The sequence below is a fragment of the Inhella sp. genome, assembly GCF_027532025.1.
Taxonomy (GTDB): Bacteria; Pseudomonadota; Gammaproteobacteria; order Burkholderiales; family Burkholderiaceae_C; genus Inhella.
This window is the reverse complement of sequence record NZ_JAPZSY010000003.1, coordinates 39,687-54,878: the sequence shown is the minus strand read 5'-3', so window position 1 is coordinate 54,878 and position 15,192 is coordinate 39,687. Positions and strand designations below refer to the sequence as shown.

Sequence of the window (15,192 nt, the reverse complement as noted above, 5' to 3'; positions counted from 1 at the left end):
GCGATGCAACTCAAGCTGGAAACGCTCGACGCCCACTTGAGTCAGGGCCTGCGCGGCGCCTACACGGTGCACGGCGACGAGGCCTTGCTCGCCCAGGAGGCGGTCGATGCCATCCGCGCCGCCGCGCGCGCCCTGGGCTTCAGCGAGCGGCGCGTGTTCAACGTTGTGGGCGGGCATTTCGACTGGAGCGCCGTCATCGCCCAGGCCAGCGCGCAGTCCTTGTTTGCCGAGGCGCAGATCGTGGAGTTGCGCATCCCTGGCGGCAAGCCGGGCAAGGATGGCAGCGAAGCGTTGCAGCGCCTGTGCGAGCACCTGGGCCCCGAGTTGCTGCTCATCGTCACCTTGCCGCGCTTGGACAAAGCCCAAATCGACAGCGCTTGGTTCCAGGCGCTGGAGGCGGCCGGTGTCAGTTTGCGAGCCGACCCCATCGAACGTCGTGCTTTGCCTGCCTGGCTGGCGCGCCGCACCAAGTCCTTGGGCTTGCTCCTGCCCGAGGGCGACGAGGGCCAACAGGCGCTATTGCTCTTGGTGGAACGCGTCGAGGGCAATTTGCTGGCCGCGCAGCAGGAACTGGAGAAGCTCGCGCTGCTTCGCCCGGGCGGCGAGCTGGACTTGGCCACCGTCGACCAAGCGGTGACCGATGTCTCTCGCTTCGAGGCGGCGCAGCTCAGCGAGGCCTTGTGGGCTGGCGACCTCGCCCGCACCTTGCGATTGGTGGACGCTTTGCAGGCGGAGGGCGAGGCCGCCGTGCGGGTGCACTGGTTGCTGGCCGACGACGTGCGCGCGCTGCGCCGCGCCGCCCATGCCCAAGCTGCGGGGCAGCCCCTGCCCATGGCGTGGCGCGAAGCCCGCGTGTGGGGCCAGCGCGTGGGGGTGCTGGAGCGCGCCCTGCCGCGCCTGACGCCGCGGGCACTCGATGCGCTGGTGCAAAGCGCCAGCTTGGTCGATGGCCTGTGCAAGGGCCTGCGTGCCGAAGGCTGGCCCGAAGAGCCATGGGCCGCCTTGCGGCAATGGCTGCTGGCCATCCACGACGCCCTGCGTCCTGCCAAGGCCGTCAGGCTGCAGTTGCACGCCTGAGCTATCGTGCTCTGCGTCGACCCCACGCCCAGGAGCACCACGATGCGCACGATCCATCCCGAGCACTGGACACGGCTGCTTCCGGCCCGGCTCTTGGGGGTGGCGCTGGGGTGGAGCTGCTGGGCCGCGGCGGCAGTGGCGGCACCGCTGGAGGTGATCGTTCGCGACCGCCAGGGCCTGCCTGTGGCTGGCGCCGTCGTCGCCTTGGAGCGTGCAGGCGAGCCGCGCTCGGCGCGCGCGGGTGCCACGGCCGAGATGGGGCAGCGCAACCGTCAGTTCGAGCCGCGGCTGCTGGTGGTGCAAACCGGCACCGAGGTGCAATTCCCCAACCACGACAAGGTGCGACACCACGTCTACTCCTTTTCGCCCGTCAAGCCCTTTGAGTTGCAGCTCTACCTGGGCAAAGCGGCGCCCCCGGTGCGGTTTGACAAAAGCGGCGTTCTGGCTCTGGGCTGCAACATCCACGACCAGATGAGCGCCTTCATCGTCGTCGTGGACACCGCGCGCTTCGCCATCACCGACGAGCAGGGTCGGGCCGTGTTCGACGCTGGGGGACAAACGCTGCGCGCTTGGCACTCACGCCTGCCGGAGCTGACGCTGTTGGCCCGTCCAGCGCCGGCCGAAGGTGGTCGCTTGGAATGGGCGCTTCCGCTCTGATCGCATGGCACGCGGCTGGCGCTTCTTGGACCTGACCCGGCTGCAAGGCCGGATCGTGGTCTTGTTCGTGGGCCTCTTGCTGCTGGTGCAGATCGCCACCTTCGGCATCGTGCAACGGGCATTGGTCAACCAGACCGAACGCAGCGTCGATCGAGAGCTGGGGACCGCAGCGGGCGTGTTGCGCACCTTGTTGCAGCAGCAAGCCGCGCGCAAGACGGCCGCTGTGCAGTTGCTGGCGCAGGACTACGGCTTCCGGGCCACTTTGGCCACGGGCTTGGTCGCCGCAGAGGATTTGGAAACCTTGCGCGACGCACTGGACAACCACGGCCGCCGCATCGGCGCGGATGGGGTGGCCTACCTCGACCCGACGGGGCGTCGGGTGGTGGCCAGTGGGATGGCGGAGGCCCCGTTGCCGTCCCCTCGCGATGACGGCCTGCAGCTGGCGGTGCTTGGCGGTCGGGCGGTGCAGATCGTCGACGTGCCGGTGCTCGCCCCGACGCCGATCGGTCGCGTGGTCATGGTGTTTCGCTTGGACAGCGGTTTGCTGGAGCAGTTGAAGCGCCTGACCGATGTGGATGGTGTGCTGCAGGTGCATGGGCCTCAGGGCGCTGGCGTGAGCTTGGCGGTGGAGGAGCAACACCTGGCGATGCTGCCGGCCGCGCAAAACGTGGCAGACGATCGATCGGGTTCGACCACCTTGGAAAGCGCCGATGGCATGCAGCGTGCCCGCTGGATGGCCCTGCTACCGGAGCCGAGGCAGCCCGACGGCGAACAGGTTCGCGCCCTGCTGTGGGTGTCGTACAGCACGGCCGTGGCCCCCTTCCGTCAATTGCAGTGGCTGCTGCTCGTGCTCAACGCCCTGGGGGTCTTGGCGTTTGCCGTGGGTGCCATCGTCACCGCGCGGCGTGTCAGTCGGCCCATTGGCGCCTTGGTGCGCTCGGCCGAGCGCCTGGGCGGGGGCGATTACGACACCCCGGTGGCCACGCCTTCGAGCCTGGGCGAGGTGGTGGAACTGGCCCAGGCCTTCGAGCGCATGCGCGAGGACATCGGCGAGCGCGAGCGTCAGGTGCAGCGTCTCGCGTTTTGGGACCCGCTCACGGGCCTGCCCAACCGCGCCCAGTTCGTCCAGCGTCTGCATCCTTTGAAGCCCATGGCCTTGCTGATGCTCAACCTGGACCGGTTCAAGCGCGTCAATGAAGTGCTGGGCCGCGATACCGGGGACATGTTGCTGGCGTTGGTGGCCCAACGCCTGCTGGGGTGCGTGGGGGGCGATGCATGGCTGGCGCGCATCGGCGCCGACGAGTTCGCCATCGCCCTGCCTGGGGGCGACGAGGTCCAAGCCCGCGCGCTGGCCCAGCGCGTGCTGGCCGCCTTCGCGCAGCCGGTCACGCTCAAGGAGCAGACCGTGGACTTGGGGGCGGGCATCGGCATCGCGCTGGCCCTGTCCCATGCCCGCGACCCCGAGGGCCTCTTGTCCCGTGCCGAGCAAGCCATGCAGGCGGCCAAGCGCTACGGTGTGGGCGTGCAGGTGTACGACGACAGCCTGGATGGCCGCAGTCAAGCCACCTTGGGCCTGCTCTCCGAATTGCGCCAGGCGCTGCAACACGGCGAGTTGCGCTTGTACCTGCAGCCCAAGCTGCACTTGGTCAGCCAGCAGGTGCGCGGTGCCGAGGCGCTCGTGCGCTGGCAACACCCCGTGCGCGGCCTGGTGCCCCCAGGCCTGTTCATTCCTTTCGCCGAGCAAACCGGCTTCATCCGCGAGCTCACGCGGTGGGTGCTGCAGGCGGCGCTGCGCTTCGCCGTGGCCGCCCGGGCGCAGGGCCAGACCCTGCGGATCAGTGTCAACCTGTCCACCCGCGACCTCATGGACGCCGACTTGCCTGGCAAGATCCAAGGCTGGATGGCCGAGGCCGGCGCCGATGCCAGCCTGCTGGGCCTGGAAATCACCGAAAGCGCCATCATGGACGATCCCAGCCGCGCCCTGGCCACCGTGAAGGAGCTGCGGGCGCAGGGGTTCTGGCTGTCCATCGACGACTTTGGAACCGGCTACTCCTCCTTCGCTTACCTGTCGCAGTTGCGCGTGCACGAGTTGAAGATCGACCAGAGCTTCGTCTTCGGCATGACCGATCCGGACAAGCCGGGGGATCGGCAAATCGTGCGCTCCATCATCGACTTGGCGCACAACCTGGAGCAAAAGGTGGTGGCCGAAGGCATCGAAGCCCCATCCGCGCTCGACGACCTTCGCGCCTGGGGCTGCGACGAGGCCCAAGGCTACTTCATCGCCAAGCCCATGCCGGCCGAGCACTTGCTCGGTTGGCTGGCCGCTCGCTGAGCGGCGGGGCCGCTCAGGCGTCGCCGTCTTCCAGTGCTTCGGCCAGGGCGGCCAAACCCGTGCGAACGGTGGCGAGGCGCACCGCATGGCGGTCGCCCTCGAACCGCTCGCGCCAAACTCGGTGCAGGCGGCCGTTGTGGCCGATGGCCAGCCACACCGTTCCGACGGGTTTGACCTCGCTGCCTCCCGTTGGGCCGGCGATGCCCGTCACGGCCAACGCCCAGTCCAGCGGGGCGTGAGCCATCAGGCCCCGCGCCATGTGGCCGGCCACGGCCTCGCTGACGGAGCCGTGCAGGCCGATGAGCGCGGGCGGCACTCCCAGCAGTTCGGTCTTGGCCTGGTCGCTGTAGCTGATCACGCCGCGCTCGAACCATTGGCTCGAGCCCGACAGCGAGGTGCAGGCCGCACCGATCAGGCCGCCGGTGCAACTCTCGGCCACGCCCATGCACTCCTTGCGCCGAATCAAGGCCACGGCGATGCGTTGGATCAGGTCGGTGTCGTCGCTGAACATGGCTTCATCTCCCCAAGGCGGAATACAGGGCCACGCCAAGGGCCCAGGCGAACAGGGTACAGCCGGCGGCCACGAAGTCGTCCACGAGGATGCCCCAGCCCTGGGCCCAGCCGATGGGGGCGCCGCGCTCGGCCTTGAACAAGCGGTCGGCCCAGCCCACGGGGCCCGGCTTGGCCGCGTCAAAGAAGCGGAACAGCGCGAACAGCAGCGTTTGCTGCCAAAGCATCGCGGGTTGCGCCACCCACAGCACGAGCCAGAAGGCCAGCACCTCGTCCCACACGATGCTGCCGGGATCGGCCACGTCCAGGTGCTGCGCGCAGCGGGTGCAAGCCCAGGCGCCGACGAGGGTGCCGATCAGCACGATCCAGCCCCAAGGCTGCGGCCCCAAGAAGCGCTCCAACGCCAAAAACGCCGCCCAGGCCCACAGCGTGCCCACCGTGCCCGGGGCTGTGGGGGCGAGGCCGGCGCCAAACCCCAGCGCGATCCAGCGCGCGGGGTGGCGGGTCATGAAGGCGAGCGTGGGCTGTTGACTCATGCTGTCGCCGCCCTGGCGCGCGAGGCGCCCCAGGACCACGCGGAAACGTGGGCCAAGCCCGCGAGCCAGAACGGTGCCGACAAAACAATGGCAACCCAGGGTTCGCTTGGCCATTGATAGGCGACAAGGCCGAAGCCGAACGCAATGAGCAGTGCACCGATGCCCCGGGCGACCTTCGGCCAACGCCACGCGAGCATGGGTGTGGCCCAGATCGGGGCCAAGAACATGACCATGCTGACCGTTCGCAACAGACGGTACTGGGTCCCGTCGAGTGATCCGATGAGGACTGCAAGGAAGAAGCCGACGACGACCCAAGCCTTTGGGTTGACTGGCCAAGCCTCTCTCGGCCAAAGGCGTTGGGCCGCCCAACCTAACAAAGAGGCGCCGGGGAGGACCTCCAGCAAACACAAAGTCCAAGGAAGTCCATGCGCCCCGCCGCTTGATTCAGACAGAAGGGTCGCGCCAACGATGGCCGTCATCGCGATCGGCGCAAGCCTTTCGATCAAGCTGCGCCGGGTCCACCGAGCAATCCACAGCGATGGGAGTGTGACCAGCGCCAAGATCGTCAAGACGAACAGCGCAATGGGTCGGTAGTTCGAGGGGTGCGCCCATCGATCTTCTTGCCACCAGAACCTGCTCGGGATCGCCAGTTGCTGTGCAGCCAAACCGGCCCAAAGCCAGTTTGAAAAAGTCGCTTGGACTGCCATCGCCAAGACGGCGGCCAGGCAAAGCAAGCCCCATGCCCTTGCGTGTTTCATGTTTGCCGGAAGTGGTCAAAGCTGGCGCCCGGTGCACGTACGGGCTGGCCTTGGGCATCCACGCAGCACAGGCCGGGCTCGGCCGTGATGCGACCGATGCGGGTCACGGAGGTGTCGCTGCCTGCGGCGGCGGCGCGCACCGCGTCGTCGCCGTCGGCCGGCGCGGTGAACACCAGTTCGTAGTCGTCGCCCCCAGTCAGCGTGCACAGACGTTGCAGGTGCAAGGGCTGGGCCGCCAGGTGAGCGCTTCGCGGCAGCGCATCAGCTTGCAACTCGGCGCCGACGTTGGATGCCGCCAAAACATGCGCGAGGTCGCCCAGCAGGCCGTCGGACACGTCGATGGCGCTGGTGGCCAGTCCCCGCAAGGCTTGCCCCAGTGCCACGCGCGGCGTCGGGCGTTCCATGCGCAGTCGGGTGGCGGCGAAGGCCTCACTGGGCAGGGAGACCGTGCCGCGAAACCCCTCCAGCGCCAAGCGGGCGTCGCCGAGGGTGCCGCTGACCCACAGAGTGTCGCCGGGCTGGGCGCCGCTGCGCAGGAGGGACTGGCCCGCAGGGGCTTCGCCCATGGCCGTGATGCACAGGTTCAGCGGACCGGCCGTGGTGTCGCCCCCGGCCAAGGCGACGCCATGGGCGTCGGCCAACTGGAACAGCCCGCGGGCGAAGGCCTCGAGCCACGCCGCATCGGCCCGGGGCAGCGCCAGTGCCAGGAACACGGCGCGGGGCGTGGCGCCGCAAGCGGCGAGGTCGCTGAGGTTCACCGCCAAGGCCTTGTGGCCGAGGGCCTCAGGGTCGACGGTGGACAAGAAATGCCGCCCTTCCACCAGCATGTCGGTGCTGACCAGCCAGTGATGACCGGGGGTGGGCGCCAGCACCGCGCAGTCGTCGCCAATGCCGCGCACCAGTCCTGGCGCGGGTCGGTCGAAAAAGCGACGGATCAGTTCGAATTCACCGAGGGCCATACCGGCATGCGGGCTTGGCATGAGAGAAGGGCGGCATCGTAGGGGCTTGCGGCAAACTCAGCCTTCCCTCGCGAACCCAGCGCCCACCATGCCGTCCACCGAAGAACAACGCGCCCAACTCCGCCAAGCCGCTCTGGAGTACCACGAGTTCCCGACGCCGGGCAAGTTGGCCATCTCGGCCACCAAGTCCTTGGTGAACCAGCGAGACCTGGCGCTGGCGTACTCGCCCGGCGTGGCGGCGGCCTGCGAGGCCATCGTCGAAGACCCGTCCTCGATCTTCCGCTACACCGCGCGCGGCAATTTGGTGGCCGTCGTCACCAATGGCACGGCGGTTCTGGGGCTGGGCAACATCGGCCCCGAGGCCGCCAAGCCAGTCATGGAAGGCAAGGCGGTGCTGTTCAAGAAGTTCGCTGGCATCGACGTGTTCGACATCGAGCTGCGCGAGAACGACCCCCAAAAGTTGGTCGAAATCATCGCGGCGCTCGAGCCGACGTTCGGGGGCATCAACCTGGAGGACATCAAGGCGCCCGATTGCTTCGAGGTCGAGCGCGCCCTGCGCTCGCGCATGAAGATCCCCGTCTTCCACGACGACCAGCACGGCACCGCCATCGTCGTCGGGGCGGCTTTGCTGAACGGCCTGAAGGTTGTCGGCAAGAAGCTGGACGAGATCAAGCTGGTGACCAGCGGTGCTGGCGCCGCCGCATTGGCTTGCTTGAACCTGTTGGTGAAGCTGGGGGTGCCTCGCCACAACATTTGGGTGACCGATTTGGCGGGCGTCGTCTATGAAGGGCGCACCGAACTGATGGACCCCGACAAGATTCAGTTCGCGCAACCCACCGATGCGCGCAAACTGGCCGACGTCATTCAGGGTGCCGACGTCTTCCTGGGCTTGTCCGCCGGCGGCGTGCTCAAGCCCGACATGGTCAAGGCCATGGGGCCACGGCCCTTGATCTTGGCGCTGGCCAACCCCACGCCGGAGATCCTGCCCGAAGAGGTGGCGGCGGTGCGCGACGACGCCATCATGGCCACGGGGCGCAGCGACTACCCCAACCAAGTCAACAACGTGCTGTGCTTTCCGTACATCTTCCGTGGCGCCCTGGACAGTGGGGCCACCACGATCACGGACGAAATGGAGGTGGCCGCGGTGCATGCCATCGCCGAGCTGGCACAGGCCGAACAAAGCGAGGTGGTCGCGGCGGCTTACGCCGGTGCCACCTTGAGTTTTGGTCCCGAGTACCTGATTCCGAAGCCGTTCGACCCGCGATTGATGATGCGCATCGCCCCTGCCGTGGCCCGCGCCGCCATGGACAGTGGCGTGGCCCAGCGCCCCATTGCCGACTTCGATGCCTACCGCGAAAAGCTGCAAAGCTTCGTGTACGCCAGCGGCACGACGATGAAGCCGATCTTCAGCATCGCCAAGCGGGCCAAGGCCAAGCGCGTGGTGTACGCCGAGGGCGAGGACGAGCGCGTGCTACGCGCCGTGCAGGTGGTGGTGGACGAGGGGCTGGCCCATCCGATCTTGGTCGGCCGCCCGGCTGTCATCGAGCGGCGCTGCGAGCGGTTTGGCTTGCGCGTGCGGCCCGGGCAAGGGTTCGAGGTTTGCAACATCGAGAACGACCCGCGCTACCGCGACTTTTGGCAGACCTACCACCGCATGGGTGAGCGCAAAGGCGTCACCGAACAGTTGGCCAAGATCGAGATGCGCCGCCGTCTGACCCTGGTCAGCGCCATGCTGCTGCACAAGGGAGAGGCCGACGGCATGCTGTGCGGCACTTGGCACAGCACGGCCAACCACCTGGCCTACATCGACCAGATCATCGGCAAGCGGCCCGGCGTCAACACCTACGCCTGCATGAACGGCCTGATCCTCCCGGGTCGCCAGGTCATGCTCGTGGACACCCACATCAATTACGACCCCACGGCCGAGCAGCTGGCCGAGATCACCATCATGGCGGCCGAAGAGATGCGCCGTTTCGGGCTGCGCCCGAAGGCGGCTTTGCTGAGCCACAGCAATTTCGGCTCCAGCAACCAGCCCTCGGCCGTGAAGATGCGCGAGGCCCTGGCCTTGCTGCGAGACCAAGCGCCTTGGTTGGAGGTCGACGGCGAAATGCATGGTGACACCGCGCTGGATGCGGCCTATCGCATGAAGCTGATGCCGCGCAGCACCCTCAGCGGCGAGGCCAACCTGTTGGTCTTGCCCAACATCGACGCCGCGAACATCGCCTACAACCTGCTCAAGACCACCGCCGGCGGCGGCATCGCCATCGGGCCGGTGTTGCTCGGGGCGGCCAAGCCGGTGCACATCCTGACCCCGTCGGCCACCGTGCGCCGTATCGTCAACTTGACCGCCTTGACGGTGGCTGACGCCAACGCCGGCCGCTGAGCTTCGCGATGCGAAAGGCGTGCCAAGGGGGTTTTCCCCAGGGACGACAAGGCGTCGCGCTCAAAAAGTTTGCATCCCGACCTGGGTTCGGCCCAGGGCATCAAATCGTTTTGATTCAATGACTTGCATCAAAGTGAGCGCATGCAAACACGGGGCGGGGCTCCCGCCGTGCGGGCCGATGCGCACTTGAGCTTTCGGGGCCATTTCGGTACCATCTTGCCCTTGATTTGAGGGTTAACCCGTGGTTTCGATGGCAGATCAGTCGCAGCGTTCAGGGTGGGGCCAGCGCCTGACCCGGGGCATGGCGACCATCGCGATGGGCTTGGCGTTGGTGGCCAGCCCTGCCGAGGCCCGCAAGGCCCCCGAATCAACGACGGTGGCCCTGGCGGAGTTGCCCGTGGAGGCCCAACGGACGCACCGTTTGGTGTTGTCGGGCGGCCCCTTCCCTTACGCCAAGGACGGCACGGTGTTTCACAACCGTGAGCGTCTGCTGCCTGCCCAACCCCGGGGGCATTACCGCGAGTACACCGTGCGAACGCCCGGTGCCCGCAACCGGGGTGCGCGCCGTTTGGTGTGCGGTGGGTCGGTGCCCATCCGCCCCGACGTCTGTTACTACACCGAGGACCATTACGCCAGCTTCCGTCGGGTGTTGGCGTCATGAAGGTTCCGTCCCGTTCTTTCGAGTTCCCAGAGGTCACTCCCATGCTGTTGCAATCCGTTCGCCCCAACTCGGTGCAGTCGATCCGTGCCTACCGGCCGGAAGACCTGTTGCAAGCGGCCCAGGAAGCCGGTCACCATTTCCTCTACGCCAATTTGGCCGACGCGCAGTCCAAGCAGGACGTGCTCGAGCGCATCGCCGCGGCTTTCCTGTTCCCCGACCACTTCGGCAAGAACTTGGACGCCCTGTACGACTGCCTGACCGACCTGGTCCACAAGTCGGGCCCGCAGCCGGGTTTCGTGGTGGTGTTGGAGCAGTTGCCGGACAACGGCAAGTTCGACCGCGAAAGCCGCGAACAGCTGTTGGATGCCTTCCGCGATGCCGCCGATTTCTGGGGCGATCGCCGGGTGCAGTTCCGCTGCTTCTACTCGTTCCAGTACCCAGCGCAAGAGGCCGGGATTTGGGAGACCCGCACGCTGGAGCCGCAGACCCCGCCCGAGAAGCCCCTGCCCAAGAGCGCGGCGGCCAAGGCCGGTGGCAACCCCAACTTCGGCTTGAACATGCCGCTCATGTGCTCGGCGTTCGACACCTCGGCTTGGCTGAACGCGGCCTGATCGACGTCGCCGTTTCAGCCCTCCAACAAGGCGCCCTCGGGCGCCTTTGCTTTTGGGCGCTCAGAGCGATTGGGCCAGCGCCACGAACTCCGCCACCGGCACCTCTTCGGCACGGCGCTGCAGGTCGAAGTCGCCCGCATAGCCACGCCCGTCGAGCCAGCGGCCCAGGCTGTGGCGCAGCAGCTTGCGCCGCTGGCTGAAGGCCACCTGCACCAGGGCCTCCAGCAGCGAGGGGTCCGTGATGGAGGGCGCCGCATGCGGCGTCATGCGCACGATGGCCGACATCACGCGCGGCGGCGGATCGAAGGCCTCGGGCGGGACGTCAAACAGGGCCTCGACGTCATAGCGCCATTGCAGCATCACGCTCAGGCGCCCATAGTCCTTGGTGCCCGGCTGCGCTGCCATGCGATCCACCACTTCTTTCTGCAGCATGAAGTGTTGATCGATCACTCGGTGCGCGAACGGCAGCAGGTGGAACAGGATCGGCGAGCTGATGTTGTAGGGCAGGTTGCCCACCACCCGCAGGCGCTCCGGCAAGGCGCTGGCGAAGTCCACCTTCAACACGTCGCTTTCGATGACGGTGAGATGAGGATGCTGCCGCAGCCGCTGCGCCAAATCGCGGTCGAGCTCGATGACGGTCAGGCGACCCAGACGTTCGACCAGGGGTTGGGTCATGGCGGCCAGACCGGGGCCGATTTCGACCATGGCATCGCCCGGACGCGGATCGATGGCGCGCACGATGGCGTCGATGACGCCCGTGTCGGTGAGGAAGTGCTGGCCGAAGCGCTTGCGGGCTTGGTGGGGGGCGCTCAAGCGGCCCCCGTCACAGGCTGCTGTCGTCGTCGCGCAGTTCGACGAAGGCCTTGTCGCGCAGGTCCTTGATCCATTCCTTGTAGGCCGTCTCGAACTTGCGTTCGCGCAGGGCGCCACGGGCCTGTTCCCGCAGGCGTTGCGGCTCGATGGTGATGGAGCGGCGCTCGAGCACCTGGATCAGGTGGATGCCGAAGCGAGATTGCACCGGCTCGGAAATGCCATTGATCGGCAGTGCGTTCATCGCCGCTTCGAACTCGGGCACGAAGTTGCCGGGCGGGGCCCAGCCGAGGTCGCCGCCGCTTTGGGCGGTGCCGTCTTCGGACACGTCCCGGGCCAGGTCCTCGAATTTGAGCCGGCCGGCCTCGATGGCCCGCTTGGCCTCGGCCAGGCGGCGGGCGATGACGTCCGCGCTGAGGCGCTCGCTGGGGCGCAGCAGCACGTGGCGGGCGCGGGTTTCCGTGACGGCGTTCGACGCATTCCCGCTCTGCCGCTCGACGAGTTTCAGCACGTGGTAGCCGACTTCGCTGACCACCAAGTCCGGTGCGACATCGCCGGCGCTCAGGCCGGCGATGGCTTGGCCAAAGACTTCGGGCAGGCGATCGGCCGGCCGCAGGCCGATTTCGCCACCGCGCTCGCGATTGGCGTCTTCGCTGACCTCTTTGGCCACGACCGCGAAGCTGGCGCCGGCACGCACGCGCTGCAGGGCGTCCAAGGCTTTTTGCCGGCGTGCTTCGCGCTCGGCGGCCGTGGCGCTTGAGGGCACGGACACCAAGATTTGGGCGACATTGACCGGCGCATTGGCACGGGAGGCGGACGCACGTTCTTCCAGGTAAGCGTCGATCTCGCCCTCGGCCACGCGGATGCGGCTGACGACTTCGCGGTCGCGCACGCGCTCTTGCAACATCTGGTCGCGCAGGTTCTCGCGGAAGCGCTTGAAGTCGATGCCTTCGGCCTTGAGACGCTCGGTGAGTTGCGGCATGGTCAGCCGGTTCTGCGCGGCCACGTTGGCCACTGTTCGGTCGAGTTCGGCTTCATCGACTCGGGCGCCGCTGTCCCGTGCGTGGGTGACCAACACGCGTTCCTCGATCAGTTGCTCGCGGGACTGCTCGCGGGCCGTGAGCAAGTCTGGGGCCGCTTGCCCAGCACGCCGCGCTTCCTCGCGCAGGCGCTCGGCGCGGCCGGCGATTTCACCCGCCGTCACGACCTCGCTGTTCACCACGACGGCGATGTGGTCGCCGGGGATGCGGCGGGCCCTTGCGGCCGCTTCCTCGGCCACGGCGGCAGCAGGGGTCGGACCGCTGCGCGAGTCCAGCGCAGGCTTGGCGTTGGCCGGCTGGGCCAAGGCCGAACCGGGGGCGGCGAGGGTCAGGGCCAGGGAGGCGGCCAGCGCAAACGCGCTCTTGCGGAACAGGGTCATGGGATCGCGTAGGGGCCGTTGTCGCTGGCCAGAGGGCGGTAACCGGGCACATTGTCCCTCAGGACCTTCAGCGCGTTCGCCCCCAGGCGGGACAGGCCATTGAGTTCCAGTTGGACGAGGAAGCGGGTGCTGGTCTGGCTCTGGCCCGTGGACAGGCGTTCGACGCCCATGCGCAGGACCCAGCAGCTGGCGTTGTACTCGAGCCCCAACAGGGAGTCGGTGACGCGGCGTTCGCGCAAGCTGTACTGCACGCGTCCGGCGCTGTACCAGTGGCCTTGGCAGCTTTGGCCGCTCTGGCTGATCGCGCGCTTGCCAGCCAGGGGCCATTGCCACGCCAGGTCCAACTGCTCGGATTGGTCCCGCTGGAAGCGGTAGGCCAGGCTGACGCTCCGGAAGGGGCCGGGGCTGAAGCGGGCCCGCAGCACGGAGCGCACGCTGCGCTGGCTGTCGGGGTTGAACTGCACGGCGCCGTCCAGCCACCAGGGTTGGTGCAGGTGGGCCGCGCCGGTGAGCAGCAGGTCGGAGAAGCGCCGAGAGGTCAGCCCTGGCGTGGGGTTGATTTGCTGGGTGCGGAACTGGTAGCGCTGCACCAGACCGAGGCGCAGCAGCTCTTCGCCGTCGGCGGCGTTCAACCAACGGCTGACGGCACCAAAGGCCAGTTGGCGCGTGTCGGCCACGCGGTCGATTCCGGTGAAGGGGTTGATGGCGTAGAGCGACTCGACGTTGAAATCGCGCGGGGCGCTGTCGTAATTGGGCAGAGCGTCCTGGGCGCGGTAGGGCGTGTTGACGAAGAGCAGGCGCGGCTCCAGGCTCTGCAACAGATCCCGCCCGGCCCACTGGGCCTTGCGCTCCAAGGCGAGCCCCAGGTCGAGCGAGAGGGTGGGCACGACGCGGCGGGCGCGGGTGCGGCCGTCCGTCATGGGGCTGCGCACGCGGTAGGCGGCCGCATTGACGTCCAGGCGGGGGATGATCCACCACCCGGGGTCCAGCACGGGCAGGGCCAGGTGGCCCAGGGCGTGCAGTCGATCGCCCCCCCGCGTTTGGCCAGGCAGGGCGGCACTGGGCAAGCTGAAGCGGTTGAGCTCCAACTCGAGTCCGCCTTCCAGCCTGGGGCGGTGCTGCCGCGGCATGAAGCCGGCCAGCAGGCCGAGTTCGCCATCGCTTTGCAGCCGGATGCCGATCTGCGGGTCGCGCTGGTAGGGCGACAAGATCTGACTGCTGACGTCGCTGGCCTGCAGAACTTGCCAGCGTTGGACGCGCGCGTAGGCCTCCCAGCCCAGGCCGTCGCGCCAAGCGCCCGATTGGCTGAGCTGCAGGTCGCTGGCCAGCAGCCGCGGGGTGGGGCTGATGACGCGGCGGCGCAGGTCCTTCCAGTAATCGTCGTCGCTCACGCGCTCGGTGCCCCATTGCACGCGCAGGGATTCAGACGGATAGGCTTGACCCGACCAACGCAGCGCCCAGCGGTCGCCCCCGAGCACGCGATCGTGGGGAAGCCAGGAGGCCTGCACTTCCGAAGCGACCCAAGGCAGCAGGCCGCGCACCTCGGCGTCGGCGCCGATGCCGCGTCGCGTCATCACGAAGGGCGTCACCGTGGCGTCGGCGTTGTCGGCCAGGTTGAAGTAGTACGGCGTTGCCACCTCGACGCCGCTGCGGTTGTCTGCGCCAAGGTGCGGTGGCAGCCAGCCCGAGCGTCGCTGGTCGCCCAGCGGGAAGGAGAAGCTGGGCGCAGCCAACAGGGGCACCCCGAGAAAACGCAGCACCGCCCCTTGGGCGCGGCCTTCGTTGCGCACCAAGTCGAGTTCCAAGCGGTCGGTGCGCAACTCCCAGTCGGGGGCCAGGGGGCGCCCTTCATCGTCCACGCGGGGACAACTGGAGTAGCTGGCGGCGTCGGCACGCAAGCGCTGTTCGCCGAGGAAGTCCAGGCGTTGCGCTTGGCCGCTGCCGCCCGTGATCGCGAGCCGGTAGGTGGGGGCAAGCAATTCGCCCAGGAATGCGTCGAGCTCCAGGCGCAGGCCGCGACCTTCCAGCTGGCTGCCCAGGTGCTCGATGCGAACCGGACCCGGTGCCACGACCTCGTTTCGCGACTCGACGAAACGCAGGGCCTCTGTGCGCAGCCAGGTGTCGCCGTAGCGCAGTTGCACGTCGCCCTCGGCCTCCAAGGTTTGTCCGAGCTGGGCGGTGCTGCGTTCGGCGCGCAGCACCAAGGCCTTGTCCCGTGTTTGGCTCGTGCCGCTGCGCAGCACGGTGCTCTTGACCGTGCGCAGCGCCACAGGCTCGCTGGCCGCCCCTTCCGGGGCTGACGGGGTCTGCGCCGCGGCCAGGGTCGTCAGGGCCCAGCAGGCCGCTGCCACGGGGAGCAGCCGGCGGGACAGGGGCGGGAGGGCGCGCGGCCGGTGGGCGTGGGGGACGGTAGGCATTTCTAAAATCGATTATCTCCAGGGCCTTCACGGCTCTCCTTCATCCACCGGGCTGTTTGGG

12 protein-coding genes and 1 pseudogene are annotated in these 15,192 nt (G+C 68.0%); 6 read left to right on the top strand and 7 right to left on the bottom strand.

Annotated elements, in window-relative coordinates; translation table 11 throughout:
• Positions 1–3 precede the first annotated feature (3 nt).
• The 3 genes from holA to O9335_RS00855 are packed head-to-tail and all read left to right on the top strand — an operon-like array spanning position 4 to position 4,066.
• On the top strand, positions 4–1,077 hold the full coding sequence (gene holA, locus O9335_RS00865; RefSeq protein ID WP_298382121.1) for a DNA polymerase III subunit delta: 1,074 nt from the start codon (positions 4–6) through the stop codon (positions 1,075–1,077).
• A gap of 42 nt (positions 1,078–1,119) precedes the next feature.
• Complete coding sequence (locus tag O9335_RS00860; protein ID WP_298382118.1) at positions 1,120–1,734, top strand: methylamine utilization protein; 615 nt, start codon at positions 1,120–1,122, stop codon at positions 1,732–1,734.
• 4 nt (positions 1,735–1,738) lie between these two features.
• The gene (locus O9335_RS00855; protein WP_298382115.1) at positions 1,739–4,066 is read left to right on the top strand and encodes an EAL domain-containing protein; all 2,328 of its coding nucleotides are present in this window, start codon (positions 1,739–1,741) and stop codon (positions 4,064–4,066) included.
• A gap of 13 nt (positions 4,067–4,079) precedes the next feature.
• On the opposite strand, the gene O9335_RS00850 is transcribed toward O9335_RS00855, so the two are convergent.
• The 4 genes from O9335_RS00850 to thiL are packed head-to-tail and all read right to left on the bottom strand — an operon-like array spanning position 4,080 to position 6,829.
• A complete protein-coding gene (locus O9335_RS00850) occupies positions 4,080–4,577 on the bottom strand; it encodes a CinA family protein (RefSeq protein WP_298382112.1) in 498 nt (165 codons plus the stop codon).
• Between the two features lie 4 nt (positions 4,578–4,581).
• Positions 4,582–5,085, bottom strand: coding sequence for a phosphatidylglycerophosphatase A (locus O9335_RS00845; protein ID WP_298382109.1), 504 nt, complete (start codon positions 5,083–5,085; stop codon positions 4,582–4,584).
• Positions 5,086–5,108: 23 nt separating this feature from the next.
• Positions 5,109–5,846, bottom strand: coding sequence for a hypothetical protein (locus tag O9335_RS00840; RefSeq protein ID WP_298382106.1), 738 nt, complete (start codon positions 5,844–5,846; stop codon positions 5,109–5,111).
• Positions 5,847–5,866: 20 nt separating this feature from the next.
• Positions 5,867–6,829 (bottom strand): thiamine-phosphate kinase, encoded by a 963-nt coding sequence (thiL, locus tag O9335_RS00835; protein ID WP_298382332.1) that lies wholly within the window; start codon positions 6,827–6,829, stop codon positions 5,867–5,869.
• Positions 6,830–6,917: 88 nt separating this feature from the next.
• Between thiL and O9335_RS00830 the strand changes: the two genes are divergently transcribed.
• From O9335_RS00830 to O9335_RS00820, 3 genes and pseudogenes are all read left to right on the top strand, one after another.
• Positions 6,918–9,212, top strand: coding sequence for an NADP-dependent malic enzyme (locus O9335_RS00830; protein WP_298382103.1), 2,295 nt, complete (start codon positions 6,918–6,920; stop codon positions 9,210–9,212).
• A gap of 301 nt (positions 9,213–9,513) precedes the next feature.
• Positions 9,514–9,873: a ribonuclease gene (locus tag O9335_RS00825; protein WP_298382101.1), complete on the top strand. Its 360-nt coding sequence runs from the start codon at positions 9,514–9,516 to the stop codon at positions 9,871–9,873.
• Positions 9,874–9,914: 41 nt separating this feature from the next.
• A pseudogene (locus O9335_RS00820) lies at positions 9,915–10,304 on the top strand (barstar family protein); the annotation flags it as partial.
• Between the two features lie 240 nt (positions 10,305–10,544).
• Here the strand turns inward: O9335_RS00820 and rsmA are convergent.
• From rsmA to O9335_RS00805, 3 genes are read right to left on the bottom strand one after another with little or no spacing between them, the layout of a single operon-like run.
• A complete protein-coding gene (gene rsmA / locus O9335_RS00815) occupies positions 10,545–11,297 on the bottom strand; it encodes a 16S rRNA (adenine(1518)-N(6)/adenine(1519)-N(6))-dimethyltransferase RsmA (RefSeq protein ID WP_298382098.1) in 753 nt (250 codons plus the stop codon).
• 10 nt (positions 11,298–11,307) lie between these two features.
• Positions 11,308–12,714, bottom strand: a complete 1,407-nt coding sequence (locus O9335_RS00810; RefSeq protein WP_298382095.1) for a peptidylprolyl isomerase — start codon at positions 12,712–12,714, stop codon at positions 11,308–11,310.
• Positions 12,711–15,131 carry an LPS assembly protein LptD gene (locus tag O9335_RS00805; RefSeq protein WP_298382092.1) on the bottom strand — a complete coding sequence of 807 codons (2,421 nt, stop codon included), beginning with the start codon at positions 15,129–15,131 and terminating at the stop codon, positions 12,711–12,713. Before O9335_RS00805 ends, O9335_RS00810 begins: the two co-directional genes overlap by 4 nt.
• Positions 15,132–15,192 lie beyond the last annotated feature (61 nt).